Origin of the sequence: Streptomyces sp. Y1 (assembly GCF_041053115.1) — a bacterium.
GTDB lineage: Bacteria > Actinomycetota > Actinomycetes > Streptomycetales > Streptomycetaceae > Kitasatospora > Kitasatospora rubellomurina.
The window spans coordinates 4,849,511-4,867,718 of record NZ_CP163445.1 but is presented as its reverse complement, the minus strand read 5'-3'; the positions used below and the strand labels follow the sequence as shown (position 1 = coordinate 4,867,718).

The following is an 18,208-nucleotide window of genomic DNA, read 5'->3' as shown; positions in this document are numbered from 1 at the left end:
GGCGGGGCGTTCGCCGCGGAACGGGCGACGTGGCGGATCCGTGACGAACCGGGAGCAGAACCCGGACAAATCCCCGGCGGCCGTGGCCGTCCCGGTGGTGGCGTGCGCCGCCGCCCCGGTAGGTTCGGCGCCATGAACGCGAGCACGGTGGCCCTGGTGGTGGCGGCGGCCCTGGTGGCCGTGGTCCTGGCGGTGCTGCTGCGGCGCACCCGCTCGGCCGGGGCGCCGCCCGGGCCGCGCCGGCCGAGCGGGCCGCGGCCGGCCGGTGGCGGGGCGGCGGGGCCGCGGCCGCGGGAGGTCTGGTGGGCCGAGGTGCCGTTCGAGGACGGCCCGGGCTCGAAGGACCGCCCGTGCCTGGTGCTGCGGGTGAACGGCCGGACGGCCACCGTCGCGAAGATCACCAGCAAGCACCACGCGGAGCGCCCGGGGGTGCTGGCGCTGCCGCCCGGCGCGGTGGGCGACCGGCAGGGCCGGGCCAGCTGGCTGGAGACCGACGAGCTGCGCGAGGTGCCGCTGCGGGACTTCCGCCGCCGGGCCGGCACGCTGGACGGCCAGGTCTGGGCCCGCGCCCAGCGCGAGCTGCAGAACCGTTAGAACCGTCAGAACCCGTCAGAACCGTCAGGCCCTCGCGGGCGCCGGGCGGTCAGGCCCAGAGCTGGCCCTGCAGCGCCTCGACGGCGGCCTCGGTGGTCTCGGCGGTGTAGATGCCGGTGGAGAGGTACTTCCAGCCGCCGTCCGCGACCACGAAGACGACGTCCGCGCGCTCCCCGGCGGCCGCCGCCTTGCGGGCGACGCCGATCGCGGCGTGCAGGATGGCGCCGGTGGAGACACCCGCGAAGATGCCCTCCTGCTGGAGGAGTTCGCGGGTGCGCCGGACGGCGTCGGCGGAGCCGACCGAGAAGCGGGTGGTGAGCACCTCGGCGTCGTACAGCTCGGGGACGAAGCCCTCGTCGAGGTTGCGCAGCCCGTACACGAGGTCGTCGTAGCGCGGTTCGGCGGCGACGATCTTCACGCCGGGGACCTTCTCGCGCAGGTAGCGGCCGACGCCCATGAGGGTGCCGGTGGTGCCGAGGCCGGCCACGAAGTGGGTGACGGTCGGCAGGTCGGCGAGGATCTCGGGGCCGGTGCCGGCGTAGTGGGCGCCGGCGTTGTCGGGGTTGCCGTACTGGTAGAGCATGACCCAGTCGGGGTGCTCGGCGGCGATCTCCTTGGCGATCCGGACGGCGGTGTTGGAGCCGCCGGCGGCCGGGGAGGAGATGATCTCGGCGCCCCACATGCGGAGCAGTTCGCGCCGTTCCTCGCTGGTGTTCTCGGGCATCACGCAGACCATCCGGTAGCCCTTGAGCTTGGCGGCCATGGCGAGCGAGATGCCGGTGTTGCCGCTGGTGGGCTCCAGGATGGTGCAGCCGGGGGTGAGCCGGCCGGCGGCCTCGGCGCGTTCGATCATGTGCAGCGCCGGGCGGTCCTTGACGGAGCCGGTGGGGTTGCGGTCCTCCAGCTTGGCCCAGAGGTTCACCAGCCCCTCGGTGTTGCCGGGGACGGCGGCGGACAGCCGGGGCAGGCGCACCAGCGGGGTGTTGCCGACTGCTTCGAGCGGACTGTCGTAACGCAAGGGGGCCTCCGGCCGCGGCGTCGGGGATGAGGAGCGGGGCTCCCCCGCCACCACCGGGCGGGGGGAGCCCCGGGAGGTCAGCGGGCGCCGCCGGCCACGGCGGGCAGGATGGTGACGCTGTCGCCGTCCGCGAGGGTGGTGGAGATGCCCTCCAGGAAGCGCACGTCCTCGTCGTTCAGGTAGACGTTGACGAAGCGGCGCAGTTCGCCGCCGTCCACCAGGCGGGCGGCGATGCCCGGGTGGCGGGCGTCGAGGTCGGTGAAGAGCTCGCCCAGGTTACTGCCGTTGCCCTCGACGGCCTTGGCGCCGTCGGTGTAGGTGCGGAGGATGGTCGGGATGCGGACCTCGATGGCCATGGGTGTGCGCTCCTGTGCGAGTCGTGACGTCAGGTGAGGGTGGGCCGCGGCGGGCGCGGCGGGGCGGGCGGTGCCGGGCGGGCGGGCGGTTGCCGGGGGCTCGGCGCCGCCGGCGGCGGGCCCGGGGTGCGGGGCGGGCGGCTCAGCGCGAGCGCGCGGGCGTGCCGGGACAGATCGCGCCGGCGTGCCGGCACAGGTCGATGTGCAGGCGCGCCACGAGGCGGGTGCCCGGGGCCTGGTTGCTCACATCGACGGAACGCATGGGCTCATCGTATAGATTCCCGGGCCCGCTTGGGCATGCCCGTCTCGTGATGCGGATGTTCCCGTTTCCCGTACTGAGACGGTACGGGCCCGCCGACCGCTCGCACGGGGTCGGCGGGCCGCGTCCAGGTGGGTGCTGGTCAGGCCGGGTAGGCCTCGACGACCTGGACGTCTTCCTCTGTGATCTCGCCGTCCACGATGCGGAACGAGCGGAACTGGTACGGGTCGTCCTCGTCGGCGCCTTCGGCGGTGGAGACCAGGACGTAGTGGGCGAACGGCTCGGAGGCGTAGCTCACGTCGGTGCGGGAGGGGTAGGCCTCGGTGGCGGTGTGCGAGTGGTAGACGATCACCGGCTCCTCGTCGCGGTCGTCCATCTCGCGGTAGAGCTTGAGCAGGTCGCCCGAGTCGAACTCGTAGAAGGTGGGCGAGCGGGCGGCGTTGAGCATCGGGACGAACCGCTCGGGCCGTCCGGTGCCGGCCGGTCCGGCGACCACGCCGCAGGCCTCGTCCGGGTGGTCGGCGCGGGCGTGGGCCACGATCCGGTCGCGGAGTTCTCGGGTGATGGTCAGCATGGGGTCAGGATAAGCACGCCCCGGCGGGCCTCCGCCGGGGCGTCCGAGGCGTGATCAGCGGGCGTCCACGTTTCCGCCGCGGGCGTGCAGGTGGTCGTGGGCGAGGCCGTGGGCGGCCTGCGGGTTGCGGCGCTTGAGCACCTGGTAGCCGATCACCAGCACCAGTGCCCAGCCGGGGAAGACGTAGAGCGAGATCCGGTTGTCCTCGTCGAGGGCGATCAGCACGACGACCATGGCCAGGAAGGCGAGCGCGGCCCAGCTGACCCAGGCGCCGCCGGGCGCCTTGAAGGTGGGCGCGGGCAGGTGGCCGGCCTTCCAGGCCTTCCGGTAGCGGATCTGGGAGATCAGGATCATCGCCCAGGTCCACAGGCCGCAGACCGTGGCGACGGAGGTGATGTACTCGAACGCCCGTGCCGGGACGAGGTAGTTGAGCACCACGCCGGCTCCCATCAGCAGGCAGGAGACGGTGATCGCGAAGGCCGGGGTGCGGCGGGTGTTGAGCTTGGTGAGCTGCCCGGGGGCCTGGCCGCGCAGGGCGAGGTCGCGCAGCATGCGGCCGGTGGAGTACATGCCGGAGTTGCAGGAGGAGAGCGCGGCGGTGAGCACCACGAAGTTGATGATGCCGGCCGCCGCCGGGATGCCGATCTTGCCGAAGGCGGCGACGAACGGGCTGACGCCGGGCTGGAATTCGGTCCACGGGACGAGCGAGAGGATGACCACCAGGGCGCCGATGTAGAACAGCGCGATGCGCCAGGGCAGGGTGTTGATGGCGCGCGGGAGGGTCTTCTCGGGGTTCTCGCTCTCGCCGGCGGTGACGCCGACGAGTTCGACGCCGAGGTAGGCGAACATGACGATCTGCAGGGTCATCACGGTGGCGCCGATGCCCTTGGGGAAGAAGCCGCCGTTCTCCCACAGGTGGCTGATCGACGCGGTGTCACCGGCCTTGCTGAAGCCGAGGGTGAGCACGCCGATGCCGATCAGGATCATGCCGATGATGGCGGTGACCTTGACCATGGAGAACCAGAACTCGATCTCGCCGAACAGCTTCACCGAGATCAGGTTGGCCGCGTAGAGGATGACCAGGAAGGTCAGCGCGCTGAGCCACTGCGGGATGCCGGGGGCCCAGAACTTGACGTAGACGGCGGCGGCGGTGGTCTCGGCCATGCCGGTGACGACCCAGAACAGCCAGTACGTCCAGCCGGTGACGTAGCCGGCGAAGGGGCCGAGGAACTCCCGGGCGTACTCGGCGAAGCTGCCGGAGACCGGGCGGTAGGTGAGGAGTTCGCCGAGGGCCCGCATGATCGCGAAGATCACCACGCCGGCGACGGCGTAGGAGAGGATCAGGCTCGGGCCGGACTTGGAGATGGCGGTTCCGGCGCCGAGGAAGAGGCCGGTACCGATGGCGCCGCCGATCGCGATCATCTGGATCTGGCGACTGCCCAGCCCCCGCTCGTATCCCTCCTCGTCCGGGGTGGTGTCGACCACTTGGTCGTACGACTGCTCGGCCATGGGGCACCGTCCTGGGTGGGTCTCGTGGGGTGGAGAAGTCGTACCACGCAGGGTTCGGACAGCGGTGTGCATCTGAGCGATATTTGAGCATGACCTGATAGGGTTCGCCCGATTTGAACGGAAATGCCCCGGCCAACCGTCCAGATGGTGGACGAACCGGCCGGGGCGTGCCCGCAATCGGGCAGGATCACCCGGACGGAGCGGGCGATCAGGGCGCGATCAGCGCTCGATCGGTGTGCGCTCGGGCCGCCGTCAGGGCGCGATCGCCTCCAGCAGCGACTCCTGGAGCGCCCCGAACCACACGTAGGCGATCACCAGCGGCTTGCGGTCGTCACCGTCCGGCAGCTGATAGAGGCCCGTCTCGTCGTCCTCGGTGACCTCCAGCCGGGTGCCGAGCGCCAGCCGGAGGTCGTTCAGCGCACCCAGCCAGCGCAGGCAGTCGGGCGCGCCCAGTTCGAGCACGCCGGCCCCGCCGAGGCCGTCCAGCGAGCGGACGACGGCCAGCGCGTCGTCCCGCTTGCGGGTCCGCAGGTCCGGCTCGGTGTAGCGGCGGAACTCGCCGGAGGCCGCCTCGGCCTCGGCGTCCGCGGGCTTCTCCGGGTCGACGTAGGCCTCCGGGAACAGCCGGGCCAGCGCCGGGTCGGCGGGCGCCTCGGTCGGCCCCTCGGCGAACAGCGCGGCGAGCGGGTCGCTGTCGTCGCCGCCCGGGCCGGGGCCGATCAGCTCCAGCATCTGCACCTCGAAGGTCCGCAGGATGGCGGCCTCGACCTCGTCCAGCGCGAGCGCCGCGCCGCCGCCTCCGGTGCTCTCGAACAATGCGGCCATGTGTATCGGTCAGCCCGTTCTCGTCGTCTTCGGTCCTGCGGCCGCGCGCCGGGGCCGGCCGCGGCGGGTGCGCAGGTCGGGTCAGTCGTGCTGCAGCGTCGCCCAGAGGCCGTAGCCGTGCAGGGCCTGCACGTCGCGCTCCATCTCCTCGCGGGAGCCGCTGGAGACCACCGCCCGACCCTTGGTGTGCACGTCCATCATCAGTTTCCGGGCCTTGTCCTTCGGGTAGCCGAAGTAGGCCTGGAAGACGTACTGGACGTAGCTCATCAGGTTGACCGGGTCGTTGTGCACGATGGTCACCCACGGCGTGTCCGGTTCCGTCACCGGCAGTCCTTCGACCTCCGGGCGCTCGATCTCCACGGGCGCGACACTCACCGCCGGGCCTCCTCGTTGCACACTCGTCCGCTCCCCCTACACGCCCCATGCTGCCATCCGGGGGACGGCCGGGCGATTCCGCCCCGGCGCGCGTCACGAGAAATCGTCACTTTGACGCTAAGTGGTAGTAGCATCATCCTCATGGACGCCACTTCCGTGCGCGCGGCCGGTTCGACCGCGCTGCTCACCGACCGCTACGAGCTCACCATGCTGCAGGCCGCCCTGCGCAGCGGGGCCGCGCACCGCCGCTCCGTCTTCGAGGTGTTCACCCGCCGCCTGCCGAGCGGCCGCCGCTACGGCGTCATGGCAGGCACCGGCCGGGTGCTCGACACCGTCGAGGACTTCCGCTTCGACAGCGCCCAGCTGGACTGGCTCTCCGACCAGGGCGTGGTCGACGAGGACACCCTGCGCTACCTCGCCGACTACCGCTTCAGCGGCGACATCCACGGCTACCCCGAGGGCGAGGTCTACTTCCCCGGCTCGCCGCTGCTCACCGTCGAGGGCACCTTCGCCGAAGCGGTGATCCTGGAGACGGTCATCCTCTCGATCCTCAACTTCGACTCGGCCATCGCGGCCGCCGCCTCCCGGATGACCGCCGCGGCCGGCGGCCGCCCGGTGATCGAGATGGGCGCCCGCCGGGCCCACGAGCAGGCCGCCGTCGCCGCCGCCCGGGCCGCCTACGTCGCCGGCTTCGCCGCCACCTCCGACCTGCAGGCCGGCTTCACCCACGGCATCCCGACCACCGGCACCGCCGCGCACGCCTTCACCCTGGTGCACGACAGCGAGCGGGACGCCTTCCAGGCCCAGATCGCCTCCATGGGCAAGGGCACCACCCTGCTGGTCGACACCTACGACCTGCGCGAGGCCGTCCGCACGGCCGTCGAGGTGGCCGGCCCCGAGCTGGGCGCCGTCCGGATCGACTCCGGCGACCTCACCCTGCTCGCCCACCGGGTCCGCCGGCAGCTGGACGAGCTGGGCGCCGAGCAGACCCGGATCATCGTCACCTCCGACCTCGACGAGTACGCGATCGCCGCCCTGGCCGCCGCCCCGGTGGACGGCTACGGCGTCGGCACCAGCCTGGTCACCGGCAGCGGGCACCCGACCTGCGCGATGGTCTACAAGCTGGTCGCCCGCGCCGAAACCGAGGACGGCCCGCTGGTGCCGGTGGCCAAGCGCGCGGCCGGCGGCAAGACCAGCGTCGGCGGCCGCAAGTGGGCCGCCCGCCGCCCCGACGCCGAGGGCGTCGCCGAGGCCGAGGTGGTCGGCACCGGGCCGGTGCCCGCCGAACTGGAGCCGCACCTGATCCAGGTTCCGCTGGTGCGGGCCGGCGAGACGGTCGGCCGGGAGCCGCTGGGCGCCGCCCGCGAGCGGCACGTCCGCGCCCGGGCCGCGCTGCCGCTGTCGGCCACTCAGCTCTCCAAGGGCGACCCGGTCATCCCCACCGAGCTGATCGCCTGACCGCGACCGTCCGGAGGCGAACCGCCGCCCGGCCGGCCCCCGCGCGGGCCGGCGGCGGTCGCGGGGCCGGTCCCGGGGCTCGTGACGGACGAGCCCCGGCCCGGTCCCAAGCCTTCCGCCCCCGCGCGCCACTCCCTAGAGTCAGCCGTAGAGTTCCCGGGAGTCCCCTCACGAGGGCCCCCACCACCGGGGCACACCGCCCCCACATCCGAGGACGCGAACCATGCACCGGGCACTGATCGTCGTCGACGTGCAGAACGACTTCTGCGAGGGCGGCAGCCTGGCCGTCGCCGGCGGCGCCGAGGTGGCGGCCGCCATCACCGACCTGATCGCCGAGTCCTCCCCCGGCTACCACCACATCCTCGCCACCCGGGACCACCACATCGACCCGGGCGAGCACTTCTCCACCGAGCCCGACTACGTCACCAGCTGGCCCGTGCACTGCGTCGCGGGCACCGAGGGCGTCGGCTTCCACCCCAACTTCGCGCCCTCCGTGATCTCCGGCGCGGTCGAGGCGGTCTTCGACAAGGGCGCCTACTCGGCGGCGTACAGCGGCTTCGAGGGCCTGGACGAGAACAGCCGCGGCCCGGTGGAGTGGCTGCGCGAGCGGCAGGTCGACGAGATCGACGTGGTCGGCATCGCCACCGACCACTGCGTCCGGGCGACCGCCCTGGACGCGGCACGGGCCGGCTTCACCACCCGGGTGCTGCTCGACCTCACCGCCGGGGTCGCGCCCGGGACCACGGCCGCCGCGCTGGAGGAACTGCGGGCGGCCGGGGTCGAACTGGTCGGCACCCCGGTGGTCCGCTCCTGAGGATCCGCGGGCCCGTGGGCCCGGGCTCTCGGGCTCTTGGGCTCTGGGCTCTTGGGCTCTCGGGCTCTTGGGCTCTGGGCTCTGGGCTCTGGGCTCTTGGGCTCTGGGCTCTGGGCTCTGGGCTCTTGGGCTCTGGGCTCTGGGCTCTGGGGCTCTCGGGCTCTTGGGCTCTGGGCTCTGGGCTCTGGGCTCTGGGCTCTGGGCTCTTGGGCTCTGGGCTCTGGGCTCTGGGCTCTTGGGCTCTGGGCTCTGGGCTCTGGGCTCTTGGGCTCTGGGCTCTGGGCTCTGGGCTCTTGGGCTCTGGGCTCTTGGGCTCTCGGGCCCTCAGATCGCCAGCAGCTCCACCACGTCCGTGCCGCCGGCCCGGTAGGCCTCGCGCAGCTCCTCGCCGACCGCCTGCGGGTCCGCGGCCAGCCGGGCGCCGGACACGTACACCACCCGGATGCCCAGGTACTCCATCCGGTGCTGGCCGCCGCGCACCCAGGCGGCCTCGCCCTCGCTGACGCAGCGCAGCTCCGAGTCCACCTCGACCGCGACGCCGCGCTCCGGCCAGTAGAGGTCGGGGACGGCGATGTAGGTGCCGCCGCGCATCCGCAGTTCGGGGGAGCGCAGCGCGGCGGGCAGCGGCCACCCCGAGACCAGCCGGCCGAGCTCCGCGATGGTGAAGTCCCGTTCGGAGGCGAGGAGTTCGTCGAGCGCGGCGCGCACCCGGGGCTCGTCGGCCAGCCCGCACTCGGCCAGCTCGGTCACCAACTCCCGTACCGTGCAGCGGCTTTCCGGGCGGGACACGGCCTCCCGCAGCACCGCGCGCAGCGGCGCGGCGGCGGCCGGCTGCGCCGTCCACTCCAGCAGGGCGTCGGCGACCGCCCGGGCCACCGGGGCGCAGGCCAGGCCGTGCACCGATCGGGCCTCCAACTCCCGCCCGGTGCGCCGGATCCGCACCTCGCCGGCGTCCTTGAGCCGGCGCTGCCGGGGCACCAGGACGTCCACCCCGGTCACCGCGGGCAGCCGGGGCACGGTGGCGAAGCCGTACAGCGCCAGCGCGGCCGCCCCGGTGATCACCGCGCCCTCGCGGCGGCCCTCCTCGCGGCCGTTCTGCGCGGCGTACAGCAGCGCGGCCCACATCCGCTGCTCCGGCGTGGGCTCGCCGGACTGCAGCAGGTAGACCCTGGGCAACAGCCGCTGCCAGGGGCCGCCGCGGCGGCAGTGCTCGGTGACGATCCGGCCCGGCACGCCCCTGGCGCGCAACTGGCTCGCGGTGACGACGTTCTGCTGACGCTTCGCCAGCTCCTCAAGAGACGGCGGCGGCGAGGGAATCCGGTAGTTCATGCCGACACCATCCCCAACGGCCCGGGCTCGCGACCGGCCGCCTGACGCACTGTTACGCAACCGTCGTTAAACCGGGACCGACCCGCACTAAAGTCCTCATACCCTCACCCATTCGGAGTAATTGCCGTTCACGAGGTTGTCGAACCCGATCGAAAACGATCAGCAACCTGGACCTCTGACCCAGAGTGATCAAAGGCATACGCCGAGGGACCCTCCGAACGCCAATCCCACCCCGGGGATTGCCTAGGCTTACGTCATGTCACGTGACGAGACCGCCGGCCTCCGCGCGGCCCAGCTCCGCCTCGGCCGCCTGCCCGGATACGTCCGCCGCCCGGACCCGGCCCGCCGTAGCGGCGAGAAGGGCCATACGTACAAGAAGGGCTGGGAGGTCCGCTTCACCGCCCGCAGCGAGGCGGAGATAGCGGAGATCCGCGACCTCGTGGTCGCCGCCGGGTTCGCGCCGGCCAGACCCTTCTTCAAGGGCCACCAACTCATCCAGCCGGTCTACGGCATGGCGGCCGTTCAGGCGTACCTGACGGCGAGACAGCTGGCGGAGGAGCACGCCGCCCGGGCGGCGCTCGGCCGGCAGCGGCGGTCGGCGCACGAAGGCGGGGAGGAGACCGGGTCCGGGTCCGGGGACGAGGCCGCGGCCCGGCTCGCCCGACGGGCCGTCGAGTCCTTCCCCGCCCAGGTCGAGCGCGGCACCGCCGTCGACGACCTCGCCCCGCCGGTCTCGCCCGGGCCGTCCGCCGCACCGGCGGAGTCGCGCACGACGTCCTGAGCCCCGCATTCCCGACATCCAGACATCCAGGCATCCAGACATCCGGACACCTCGACTTCCCGACACTTCGACTTCCCGACACCTCGACTTCCCGATCTCCTCGCGTCCCGGGATCCCGACCTCCCGGGCCCCTGGCGTTCGGGTGCGCCGACGTCCGGCCGCCGCCCGCCGACCGTGACCGCGTCCGCCCCTCCGGGTCCGGACCGCCGCGTCGTGGTCGAAGCGCACGGTGGCGGCCAGCAGGGTGCGTGCGCCCTCCGCGGCCACGTCCTGCCCCGGCGCGCGGCGAGTGCCCGATCCAGCGCATCCGCAGCGCGCCCACCCCGCGCACGCCCCCCGGCTCGCGGCGGCCCGCCACCCGGCACCGGCGGGCACGCCGCCACGGTCGACGGACCGGCCACCGCTTGGGCCGTCCGGGTGCGGATGACGACACCCCCGGGCGCGAGCGCGGTTGTGCGGGCGGTTGCGCGGGCACCGCTTCGCGCCGTGGGCGTGGACGCCGGCCCCGGCAGGCCCTACGGTGGCACATCAACCGCCTTGCGGCACCGCCGTTCCACGCCCTCTGACCAGCTGCGACGTGCTCGCACCAACGCCCTCCGGACCACCGCGCGACCCTCCCCCGACCGACCCCCGACCCCGCCTCCCCGCCACCGCTCCCCAGCCCCCGCGGCGCACCACCGCCGGCGCGCCGCGGCGGCCGCCACCGGAACCGGACGGGCGGCGGCGGGTTCCGGGCATTCCATCGGATTGGTCACCCAGTGCACCGAGGGCCTACCGTAGAGTGAGCACAGATGATCGACCGTCAGATACCCATCTCCGTTGCCGAGAAGACGAGATGACCAACCGTCACGCGAGTTCCGCCGGGCCGGCCCCCGAGGCCGGCCCGGGCGAATCGGAGGACGTGCCGCTGGAGTTCGCCGCCTTCTGCGAACTCCACCGCCCCCGGTACCTCAGCTATGCCCGCGTGTGGCTGACCGAGCACAGCGCCGCGGCTGCCGCCGTCCAGCAGGCATTCGCCGAAATCGCCGTGCACTGGCGCGAATTACTGGGCAGCTCCAACCCCACCGCACTCGCCTGGCAGATCCTGCGCGGCACCGTCGCCGAGCACACCCGCCGCGAACCCCCCGAGCCGGACCGCCACCCGGCCGACGACGACCTCGCGATCCTGCACTACGTGGTCGGCCTCGCCGCCCCCGAGATCGCCGACGTGATCGGCACCGACACCGCCAGCGTGGCCGGCCGGCTCCGCCGCACCATGCTGCGCGAGGCCTCCGGCTGGTGACCTCCCCCGCGGGGCCGTCCCTCAGACCCGCTCGCCGGTCACGTCGAAGAGGTGGTGGACCGGGTCGTGGATCAGGTAGCGGGAGAAGGACTCCACGGTGAAGCGCGCCCCGTCCGACCGGTCGCCGGTGCGGTGCCACTGCTCCCCCGCCACCGCTTCGAAGGCCGCGGCCAGCGTCTCCGCGGCCTCCGCCAGCTCCCCGGCCACCGTCCGCGGCCGCTGCTCGCCGTAGCGCTCGGCGACGGCCGTCTCGTCCTGGTCCCAGTTCGGGAACAGCGGGCCGTCCTGGTCGAGCATCAGGTTCAGCCGGTGGTGGAACAGCCGGAAGACGTCCCGGACGTGGCACGCGTACTCCAGCGACGACCAGGTCCCCGGGGCCGGGCGGCGGCGCAGGCCGTCCTCGTCACCGGCCGCCAGCAGCTCGACCCAGGCGCGGGCGTTCGCCCGGACCATCCCGGCCACGTCCTCCCGCGCCACGGCCGGGGTGTCCAACCCGCAGTCGGCGCACGGGCGTTCCAGCACCCAGGTCCAGTCCTTGGTGTCCGGGGTGATCTCGTCGGCCGGGCCGGCGGACGCGGCCGCGTGCTCAGAAGCGTTCATGGGCCCAGCATGGCCGCGGGGCCGGGGCCGCCACCAGCGGCACCGTCGCCAGCGAGCGCCGAAATACCGCCAGCGGCCGAGCATGCCGCCAGCGGGCCGCGCCCCTTCAGTGCCCGCGCTCGTGCTCCGCCCGGGCCGCCAGCAGGCCCGCCAGGTTCTCCCGGCTCCACGCGCACATCGCGTCCATCGGCCCGAGCAGCGTCCGGCCCAGCGGCGTCAGCGCGTACTCGACCCGCGGCGGGTTCTCGTCGAACTCCGTCCGGACCAGCACACCGTCCTGCTCCATCGAGCGCAGCGACTCCGCCAGCACCTTGGCGGTGATGCCCGCCAGCGGAACCCGCAGCTCCGAGAACCGGCGCGGCCCGTCCTCCAGGCAGCGGATGATCCGCCAGGCCCACTTCCGGCTGCCCAGCACCGGCACCGACGGCACCGGGCAGTCGGCGGGGAGGAGATCGGCCGGCAGCGGCGCGGGATCGGTCTGCGTCATGCCCCGACCGTACCCCGGGCGTGCGCGCGACCGAGGTGGCGATAGCCGCCGTTGAAGGCCGGTTCCCTTGAAGTAACTGGCACCCCCTGCCCTACCGTCCCGTCAGCGGCGGGCGACAGCGCCCCCGCAGGAACGGACGGGAGAGCACCATGAGCAGCACCACCGAGGAGCAGCAGCACACCGACGTCATCGTCTACGGCGCGGGCGGCCAGGTCGGCCGGGCCGTCGTCGCGGAAGCCCGGCGGCGCGGGCTCACCGTCACCGCCGCCGTCCGCGAGCCCGACCGGCACGCCGACCTCGCCGGGCCCGGCGTCCGGCTGCTGCGCTGCGACGTCACCGACCCGGCGGCCGTCGCGGCCGGCGCGCGCGGGCACGCCGCCGCCGTCAGCTCCGTCTACACGCCGGACACGCCGTCCACCGAGTTCTACGGCGCCGCCACCACCGCCCTCGTCGCCGGGCTGCGGCAGGCCGGCGTCCCACGCCTGGTGAGCGTCGGCGTGGCCACCACCCTGGAGACCGCGCCCGGCACCGCCGTCCACGACGACCCCGAGTTCCCCGAGGCCCACCGCGCCTTCTCGCTCGGCCACGCCACCGCCCTCGACCTGCTCCGCGCCGCACCCGCCGAGCTCGACTGGGTCGTCGTCACCCCGCCCATGGACCTCGACCGCACCGACCCCGGCACCGGCCGCTACCGGGTCGGCGGGCCACAGGTCCTCGGCCCCCGGATCGCCCAGGCCGACCTCGCCGTCGCCATCGTCGACGAACTCACCGCGCCGGCCCACCACCGGGAGCAGATCGCCGTCGCCGAGTAGCAGAGAGGGGCGGCGGACGGGGCGAAAAGCCGTGGACGAACGGGATGCCGGCTCGCCATCCTGGCCGGCATGACCTCCGACCTCGCCGCGCTCGCGGACCTCGCCGCGCTCGCCGTGAAGCCCGTGCTGCACGGGCCCACCGTCCGCCTCGTCCCGCTGGACGCCCGGCACACCGAACCGATGTACCGGCTCTGCACCGACCAGGAGACCAACCGGCTCACCGGCACCCGGACGGCCTTCACCCGCGAACAGATCCGGCAGTGGTGCGCCACCCGCCCCGAACAGCCCGACCGCCTCGACCTCGCCGTCGAGGACCCGGCCACCGGCCGGTTCCTCGGCGAGGTCGCCCTCAACGACCTCGACCCCGACAACTCCGCCGCGGACTACCGGATCGCCCTCACCCCCGACAGCACCGGCCGGGGCATCGGCACCGAGGCCACCCTGCTGGTGCTGCGGCACGCCTTCGAGACCATCCGGCTCCACCGCGTCCAGCTGGAGGTCTACGAGTACAACGAACGCGCCGCCCGGGCCTACCGGAAGGCCGGCTTCACCCTCGAAGGCCGCGCCCGCCAGGCCCACCACTGGGACGGGCGCTACTGGGACGTCCTGCACATGGCCGCGCTACGGGAGGAGTGGCTCCGCGCTCACTGATGCGGGCCGGGGCCCGGGCCGCCGTACGGGGGGTGGGGCGGATACGGCACGCCCTCGGCCGCCCGCCGCTGCCTCCGCCGCCGCGCCCGCACCACCAGCACCACGGTCACGACGATCCCGCCGATCACCGCCACGACCGCCGCCACCAGCAGCGTCACTCCGAGCGCCTGTCCCGCCGTCTCGGCGATCCCGTTGCTCTCGTCCTCCCCCGGAGCCATCGGGGTCGGGGTGTCGTACTCCTCCGGTGCCCCCTGCGACTCCGCCCTCCCCACCAGTGGGTTCTCCCGGGGCCCGTTGTCCACGGCCGGATCGGCCTCCAGCGCCTTCGCCGGCGACAGCATCCCGTACCCGTCATGGTCATTGGGCGTCACCGACCCGTCAGCCGGGCGGGCGGCGGACTTGATCATCCGGTTGATGACCTGCCCGGCGGACAGGTCCGGGAATTTGGAGCGGATCAGGGCAGCGGTCGCGGAGACGTACGCGGTGGAGTCGGACGTGCCGTCCGCCACCCCGTAGCTCGTCGGGGATTTAGCAGTGGCGTGATAGATCTCCGCCCCGGGTGCGACGAGTGTGGTCTCCGGCCCCGAGTTGGAGCGTTCCCAGACCTTGCCCGTGGAGTCGACCGCGCCCACGGCCACCACTCCCGGGAAAGCCGCCGGGTACGCGACGAGCGACGCGCTCTCGTTACCGCTGCTGGCAACCATCACGGCGTCCTTCGACACCGCGTAGGCGATGGCCTTGCGCAGCTCCCTGTTGTACCGGTAGGGCCCGCCGAGGGACATGTTGATGATCTTGGCGCCGTGATCCACCGCGAACCGGATCGCGTTGGCGATGTCACTGTCCAGGGGGTCGGGGTTGTCACCCGTTCCCTTCACCTTCACCGGGAGGATCTTCGCCTTGGGGGCGAGCCCCATCACGCCGGCCTGCGATCCGTGCCCGTGCCCGGCGATCAGGCTCGCCATCGCGGTTCCGTGACCGTCCTTGTCCACCCGGCCGTCTGTCCCGGCACCTGAGAAGTCCGCCCCAGGCAGTACCTGCCCGGTGAGGTCCTGATGATCCGGGCTCACACCGCTGTCGATCACGGCGACGACCACGCCCTCGCCCTGACTGACCGGCCAGACCTTCGTCTCGGCCTCGAAGGTCTTCAGGGCCCACTGCTGGTCCCTGATCTGGTCGGCCGACGCCCCCGGCGCCGCGACGCCCCACAGCAGCGCCCCGGCGGCCAGGGCCGCCGTCCCTCGTGCCAACCGGCGGCGCGTCAAACCTGGTTCACCCCACTCAGCGAGGCATCCCACAGATCGTCGATCTGCGGGATGCGGTCCGGTCACCGTCCGTTGACGGACGGCCTCATTTCACCACGTTCGGATTGACGGGCTCGTCCGACGCCCAGGTCTCCTCGTCCTCGACGAGGTAGTCCGGCCGCTTGCCGTCCTTCCCCGTCCCCTTCCGGCGGCGCTGTCCGTCGCTCATCGGCACGCCGTGCGGCATCCCGCCCGTGCCGCCGACGCCGGACGCTCGGTTCCGGGCGCCGAGCCCGGAACCGCCCTCCGTGAACGCCTGCTTGCCCCGTCGCTCGCCGGGCCCGGGCAGTACCGTCTCGCCCACGACACCGCCCGGCCGTCCCAGCGGCCCGCCTCCCGGCTTGGCGGCAGCCGCGCCGCGGCCACCGCCCCCGGTGCCCGTACCGCCGCCGGCAGCTCGACCGTCACGTAGCCCGGGGCCCTCTACCGGCGGCACTCCACCCGGCGTGGCCGTCGTGGGCATCGTGGGCCGAACCTCCTGCCCGCCGCCGCCGAACGGCCCGGTGCCGGGAGCCACGGTCTGCGTGGTGCTCAGCACGGAGGTCTGGGTCCCAGCGGTGGCGGGGCTGGGCACACTCCCGGTGGGAGTCGACACCGGAGTGCCGGAGATGCCGGCCGCCGGAACCCGGCTCCCCGAGCCGGACGGCTTCGGCAGAGCCTGCGCCGTGCCTCCCTTGATACCGGAGTCCGTTGGGACCGATGTGCTCTTGGCCGTGACGGTCGTCGCCTTCGGCGGCAGGGGGGACTTCGACCGCCGCGGCTCCGGGCTGCTCACCGTCCGCGCCGGCATGCCGACCGAGGTGCTCGAGACGACCGCGGCCGCCGCAGCCGCGGCTCCGCCGGGGTCCGGCTGTGCCGCCGGGTCCCGGGAATCCTGCTTCCACGTCGACAGCGGCGGCGGCACCTTCAGCGCCGTCGTCGACACCCGGTAGTGCATCGCGAGCGTCTGCATGATCGCGGCCGCCTCGGCCTTCTTCCGGTCGACGAGGCGGATGTGGTCATCATCGGAGAAGACCCCTCCCACGTCGTCCTTCCGCTGGTCCCACCAGCCCGGCTCCTCGGGCATGTCGCGCTTGGCCTTGGCCATCGCCTCGGACATGTCGTGCAGCGCGTTCCCAGCGTCCTGCGCGTAGGCGGCGGCGGTGTTGAGCTTGGTGGCCAGGTCGAGCATGTGGGTGTGGAAGGCGTCGCTGGTGGCGCCGTCCCAGCTCTCGATCGCCTCCCCGCTGAAGCGGTTCAGGCGCTGGCGGATGTCCTTGAGGGTCGCGGCGGCCTTGTGCCAGGGGTCGCCGGCCGCCATGACCGCTCCGGGGTCGAGGGCTTGGGCCATCTTGCGCAGGTCGGCGTGGCTGAAGTCGTGGAAGTTGGTGTAGCCCACGGGCGCCTGCCCTCCGTTCGGTGCGGGTGAGCGGTCAGCTGACGGTCGTGTTGCGGCTGGCGGTCGGGTGGAGGTTCGTCCGGTAGGCGGCTTCCGCCGCCGTACTGGAGTTGGCGGCGGACCAGCCGTCACCGGCGAGCTTGAGGCTCTTGGCGGTGTGGTTCTCGTGCTCCTCGTAGCCGGTGGCGGTGAGTTCGGCGTTGCGCTGGGCGTCGTCGACGGCCTTCTCCAGCGCGTTGAGGATGTCGCGCAGCGCGTCCCGCATGCTCTGGTACCGCTCGTGCAGTTCGGTGGCCTCGGCGAAGGTCCCGAAGGCGCTCTTGCCGACCGCGGTGCGCCCGTGGGTGGTGGTGCCGTTCGCGTCGTTCTGGAAGGTGCGGAGCATGACCCGGACGTGGCCGGCGAAGGTGCGGAGCTGTTCGACCTCGACGCGGTAGCCCTGGCCGGCTCCGCCGGTCGAGCCGGTTCCCGTTGACACTTCGGCGCCTCCCCGGTGCGTCCGTCCGTCCGTGCCGGGGGCCGCCCCGGTGCGACATGTCTAACACACCGGGGCCGAATTCGGCCTGGGCCAGGGTCAGTTCGTGTTCGTCCCGGTCCGCAGGGCGTCGGCGAGGGCGCGGCGGCAGAGCGAGTCGGCGTGCCGGGTGGTCTCGGGGAGGCGGTAGCGGCGGGCGAGGTCGAGGGTGGTGCGGACGGCGGTGTCGAGGCCGATGCGGTGGCCGACCGAGACGTAGACGGGCTTGACGCCGGGCCTGGTCCGGACGGCGCGGCCGACCTCCTCGCCGGTGGCGGGGTCGGTGAGCGGGGTCCAGGAGCCGCGTTCGGCGCCGGGCTCGCGGTTCTCGAAGACGAAGGGGGTCTTGGCGACGCCGAGGGTGCGCAGCCCGGTGTGGACGCCGAGGTGGCTGGCGAGGCCGAGGCGGCGGGGGTGGGCGAGGCCGTAGCCGTCGCAGACGACGGTGTCGGGGGTGCGGCTGAGTGCGGCCAGGGCGTCGAGGACGGCGGGGAGTTCGCGGAAGGCGAGGAGTCCGGGGATGTAGGGGAAGGCGATCCGGCCGACCGCGGTGGCCTGTTCCACGACGTCGAGGGTGTCCCTGTCGAGCAGGACGGCGGCGGCCGCGACGAGGTCGTGCTCGTCGTCGTAGGCGACGTCGACGCCCGCGATCAGACGGCCGGGGGCCGGGCGGCCGTCCTCGTCCTCGTCGTCCTGGGCGAGGACGAGCGGCCGGAGCCGTTCCTGCTCGGCGAGTGCCTCGGTCTCGGTGGTGGGCCAGTCGGCTGGGATGGGCACGGACGATTCCCCCGGTTCGCGGATCGACGGACACGAAAGGTCCCCACCGTACCGAGGCGGGCGGACGACCCCGCGGTGAGCCCGTGCGCCCCCGTGTGCCCCCGGCCCGCGGGCCTACCCTGGAACCGTCGAACTCCCGTGCCGGGCAGGCTCCCTGGAGTCGGTACCGCTCCCGCCCGACCCCGACGTGCGAAGGACCTCAGCCATGCCGCGTCCGTCCGCCGGCCAGCTCTGCCTCGGCTCGTTCACCGTCGTCGCCGCCACGGTGGCGCTGCTGGCCGTCTCGGGCGCCACGGGCGTCCTGGCGGTCGCGGTGCTGGTGGGGTTCGCGCTGGCGCTCGGCACCGCGGTGACGCTGCTGTCGCAGCCCGCCTCGGACCGGCGGTCCGCAGCGGCGCGCCGGGCCGAGCACTTCTCCCCGACGACCGGTCGCGCCCACGCCCGACAGCCCTGAACCCGACAGCCCTGAGCCCGACAGCGTCGGGACGCCGCCGGGCTCGAAGGCTCGACCACC

22 protein-coding genes are annotated in these 18,208 nt (G+C 73.4%); 8 read left to right on the top strand and 14 right to left on the bottom strand.

Features of this window, described 5'->3' with window-relative positions; genetic code table 11:
- Positions 1-132 precede the first annotated feature (132 nt).
- A complete protein-coding gene (locus AB2U05_RS21040; protein ID WP_369183940.1) occupies positions 133-594 on the top strand; it encodes a type II toxin-antitoxin system PemK/MazF family toxin in 462 nt (153 codons plus the stop codon).
- A 49-nt stretch (positions 595-643) separates the two neighbouring features.
- Here AB2U05_RS21040 and AB2U05_RS21035 read toward each other — a convergent pair whose 3' ends face one another.
- From AB2U05_RS21035 to clpS, 7 genes are all read right to left on the bottom strand, one after another.
- Positions 644-1,612 carry a PLP-dependent cysteine synthase family protein gene (locus tag AB2U05_RS21035; protein ID WP_045695862.1) on the bottom strand — a complete coding sequence of 323 codons (969 nt, stop codon included), beginning with the start codon at positions 1,610-1,612 and terminating at the stop codon, positions 644-646.
- Between the two features lie 77 nt (positions 1,613-1,689).
- Positions 1,690-1,968 (bottom strand): MoaD/ThiS family protein, encoded by a 279-nt coding sequence (locus tag AB2U05_RS21030; RefSeq protein WP_045695860.1) that lies wholly within the window; start codon positions 1,966-1,968, stop codon positions 1,690-1,692.
- Between the two features lie 142 nt (positions 1,969-2,110).
- The gene (locus AB2U05_RS21025) at positions 2,111-2,230 is read right to left on the bottom strand and encodes a putative leader peptide (RefSeq protein WP_317621128.1); all 120 of its coding nucleotides are present in this window, start codon (positions 2,228-2,230) and stop codon (positions 2,111-2,113) included.
- A 139-nt stretch (positions 2,231-2,369) separates the two neighbouring features.
- The gene (locus tag AB2U05_RS21020) at positions 2,370-2,801 is read right to left on the bottom strand and encodes a Mov34/MPN/PAD-1 family protein (RefSeq protein ID WP_045695856.1); all 432 of its coding nucleotides are present in this window, start codon (positions 2,799-2,801) and stop codon (positions 2,370-2,372) included.
- Positions 2,802-2,855: 54 nt separating this feature from the next.
- Complete coding sequence (locus AB2U05_RS21015; protein WP_369183939.1) at positions 2,856-4,310, bottom strand: amino acid permease; 1,455 nt, start codon at positions 4,308-4,310, stop codon at positions 2,856-2,858.
- 252 nt (positions 4,311-4,562) lie between these two features.
- Entirely contained in the window at positions 4,563-5,135 is a 573-nt protein-coding gene (locus AB2U05_RS21010) for a DUF2017 domain-containing protein (RefSeq protein WP_045695850.1), read from the bottom strand.
- An 81-nt stretch (positions 5,136-5,216) separates the two neighbouring features.
- Positions 5,217-5,510 carry an ATP-dependent Clp protease adapter ClpS gene (clpS, locus tag AB2U05_RS21005; RefSeq protein ID WP_045695847.1) on the bottom strand — a complete coding sequence of 98 codons (294 nt, stop codon included), beginning with the start codon at positions 5,508-5,510 and terminating at the stop codon, positions 5,217-5,219.
- A 141-nt stretch (positions 5,511-5,651) separates the two neighbouring features.
- On the opposite strand from clpS, the gene AB2U05_RS21000 reads away from it, so the two are divergent.
- Positions 5,652-6,968 carry a nicotinate phosphoribosyltransferase gene (locus AB2U05_RS21000; protein ID WP_369183938.1) on the top strand — a complete coding sequence of 439 codons (1,317 nt, stop codon included), beginning with the start codon at positions 5,652-5,654 and terminating at the stop codon, positions 6,966-6,968.
- A gap of 223 nt (positions 6,969-7,191) precedes the next feature.
- Positions 7,192-7,782, top strand: a complete 591-nt coding sequence (locus AB2U05_RS20995; RefSeq protein WP_045695840.1) for an isochorismatase family protein — start codon at positions 7,192-7,194, stop codon at positions 7,780-7,782.
- 324 nt (positions 7,783-8,106) lie between these two features.
- Here AB2U05_RS20995 and AB2U05_RS20990 read toward each other — a convergent pair whose 3' ends face one another.
- Positions 8,107-9,111 (bottom strand): hypothetical protein, encoded by a 1,005-nt coding sequence (locus AB2U05_RS20990; RefSeq protein ID WP_369183937.1) that lies wholly within the window; start codon positions 9,109-9,111, stop codon positions 8,107-8,109.
- A 256-nt stretch (positions 9,112-9,367) separates the two neighbouring features.
- Here AB2U05_RS20990 and AB2U05_RS20985 point away from each other — a divergent pair, with 256 nt between their 5' ends.
- Complete coding sequence (locus tag AB2U05_RS20985; protein ID WP_369183936.1) at positions 9,368-9,892, top strand: hypothetical protein; 525 nt, start codon at positions 9,368-9,370, stop codon at positions 9,890-9,892.
- 835 nt (positions 9,893-10,727) lie between these two features.
- A complete protein-coding gene (locus tag AB2U05_RS20980; protein ID WP_369183935.1) occupies positions 10,728-11,174 on the top strand; it encodes a hypothetical protein in 447 nt (148 codons plus the stop codon).
- Positions 11,175-11,195: 21 nt separating this feature from the next.
- Here the strand turns inward: AB2U05_RS20980 and AB2U05_RS20975 are convergent, their stop codons facing one another.
- Both AB2U05_RS20975 and AB2U05_RS20970 read right to left on the bottom strand, forming a co-directional pair.
- Positions 11,196-11,774 carry a DinB family protein gene (locus AB2U05_RS20975; RefSeq protein ID WP_045695833.1) on the bottom strand — a complete coding sequence of 193 codons (579 nt, stop codon included), beginning with the start codon at positions 11,772-11,774 and terminating at the stop codon, positions 11,196-11,198.
- A 106-nt stretch (positions 11,775-11,880) separates the two neighbouring features.
- A complete protein-coding gene (locus AB2U05_RS20970; RefSeq protein WP_045695829.1) occupies positions 11,881-12,261 on the bottom strand; it encodes a helix-turn-helix domain-containing protein in 381 nt (126 codons plus the stop codon).
- A 149-nt stretch (positions 12,262-12,410) separates the two neighbouring features.
- Between AB2U05_RS20970 and AB2U05_RS20965 the strand changes: the two genes are divergently transcribed.
- Both AB2U05_RS20965 and AB2U05_RS20960 read left to right on the top strand, forming a co-directional pair.
- Positions 12,411-13,073, top strand: coding sequence for an NAD(P)-dependent oxidoreductase (locus AB2U05_RS20965; protein WP_369183934.1), 663 nt, complete (start codon positions 12,411-12,413; stop codon positions 13,071-13,073).
- Positions 13,074-13,142: 69 nt separating this feature from the next.
- Entirely contained in the window at positions 13,143-13,724 is a 582-nt protein-coding gene (locus AB2U05_RS20960) for a GNAT family N-acetyltransferase (protein ID WP_369183933.1), read from the top strand.
- On the opposite strand, the gene mycP is transcribed toward AB2U05_RS20960, so the two are convergent.
- From mycP to AB2U05_RS20940, 4 genes are all read right to left on the bottom strand, one after another.
- The gene (gene mycP / locus AB2U05_RS20955; RefSeq protein ID WP_369183932.1) at positions 13,718-15,052 is read right to left on the bottom strand and encodes a type VII secretion-associated serine protease mycosin; all 1,335 of its coding nucleotides are present in this window, start codon (positions 15,050-15,052) and stop codon (positions 13,718-13,720) included. The genes AB2U05_RS20960 and mycP overlap by 7 nt on opposite strands.
- A gap of 19 nt (positions 15,053-15,071) precedes the next feature.
- Positions 15,072-16,325 (bottom strand): WXG100 family type VII secretion target, encoded by a 1,254-nt coding sequence (locus AB2U05_RS20950; protein WP_157882087.1) that lies wholly within the window; start codon positions 16,323-16,325, stop codon positions 15,072-15,074.
- A gap of 112 nt (positions 16,326-16,437) precedes the next feature.
- A complete protein-coding gene (locus AB2U05_RS20945) occupies positions 16,438-16,881 on the bottom strand; it encodes a hypothetical protein (protein WP_369183931.1) in 444 nt (147 codons plus the stop codon).
- 96 nt (positions 16,882-16,977) lie between these two features.
- Entirely contained in the window at positions 16,978-17,694 is a 717-nt protein-coding gene (locus tag AB2U05_RS20940; protein WP_369183930.1) for an endonuclease V, read from the bottom strand.
- 205 nt (positions 17,695-17,899) lie between these two features.
- Here AB2U05_RS20940 and AB2U05_RS20935 point away from each other — a divergent pair, with 205 nt between their 5' ends.
- The gene (locus tag AB2U05_RS20935; protein ID WP_045695812.1) at positions 17,900-18,148 is read left to right on the top strand and encodes a hypothetical protein; all 249 of its coding nucleotides are present in this window, start codon (positions 17,900-17,902) and stop codon (positions 18,146-18,148) included.
- Positions 18,149-18,208 lie beyond the last annotated feature (60 nt).

Excerpts from the sequence above, each read along its gene's own strand:
- AB2U05_RS21025 (WP_317621128.1), bottom strand. The coding sequence starts at position 2,230 with ATGCGTTCCGTCGATGTGAGCAACCAGGCCCCGGGCACCCGCCTCGTG.
- AB2U05_RS21020 (WP_045695856.1), bottom strand. The coding sequence starts at position 2,801 with ATGCTGACCATCACCCGAGAACTCCGCGACCGGATCGTGGCCCACGCC.
- AB2U05_RS20975 (WP_045695833.1), bottom strand. The coding sequence starts at position 11,774 with ATGAACGCTTCTGAGCACGCGGCCGCGTCCGCCGGCCCGGCCGACGAG.
- AB2U05_RS20980 (WP_369183935.1), top strand. The coding sequence starts at position 10,728 with ATGACCAACCGTCACGCGAGTTCCGCCGGGCCGGCCCCCGAGGCCGGC.
- AB2U05_RS20990 (WP_369183937.1), bottom strand. The coding sequence starts at position 9,111 with ATGAACTACCGGATTCCCTCGCCGCCGCCGTCTCTTGAGGAGCTGGCG.
- AB2U05_RS20985 (WP_369183936.1), top strand. The coding sequence starts at position 9,368 with ATGTCACGTGACGAGACCGCCGGCCTCCGCGCGGCCCAGCTCCGCCTC.
- AB2U05_RS21015 (WP_369183939.1), bottom strand. The coding sequence starts at position 4,310 with ATGGCCGAGCAGTCGTACGACCAAGTGGTCGACACCACCCCGGACGAG.
- AB2U05_RS21040 (WP_369183940.1), top strand. The coding sequence starts at position 133 with ATGAACGCGAGCACGGTGGCCCTGGTGGTGGCGGCGGCCCTGGTGGCC.
- AB2U05_RS20970 (WP_045695829.1), bottom strand. The coding sequence starts at position 12,261 with ATGACGCAGACCGATCCCGCGCCGCTGCCGGCCGATCTCCTCCCCGCC.
- AB2U05_RS20935 (WP_045695812.1), top strand. The coding sequence starts at position 17,900 with ATGCCGCGTCCGTCCGCCGGCCAGCTCTGCCTCGGCTCGTTCACCGTC.
- AB2U05_RS20950 (WP_157882087.1), bottom strand. The coding sequence starts at position 16,325 with ATGGCGGCCGGCGACCCCTGGCACAAGGCCGCCGCGACCCTCAAGGAC.
- AB2U05_RS21030 (WP_045695860.1), bottom strand. The coding sequence starts at position 1,968 with ATGGCCATCGAGGTCCGCATCCCGACCATCCTCCGCACCTACACCGAC.
- AB2U05_RS21000 (WP_369183938.1), top strand. The coding sequence starts at position 5,652 with ATGGACGCCACTTCCGTGCGCGCGGCCGGTTCGACCGCGCTGCTCACC.
- AB2U05_RS20960 (WP_369183933.1), top strand. The coding sequence starts at position 13,143 with ATGACCTCCGACCTCGCCGCGCTCGCGGACCTCGCCGCGCTCGCCGTG.
- AB2U05_RS21010 (WP_045695850.1), bottom strand. The coding sequence starts at position 5,135 with ATGGCCGCATTGTTCGAGAGCACCGGAGGCGGCGGCGCGGCGCTCGCG.
- AB2U05_RS20965 (WP_369183934.1), top strand. The coding sequence starts at position 12,411 with ATGAGCAGCACCACCGAGGAGCAGCAGCACACCGACGTCATCGTCTAC.
- AB2U05_RS20995 (WP_045695840.1), top strand. The coding sequence starts at position 7,192 with ATGCACCGGGCACTGATCGTCGTCGACGTGCAGAACGACTTCTGCGAG.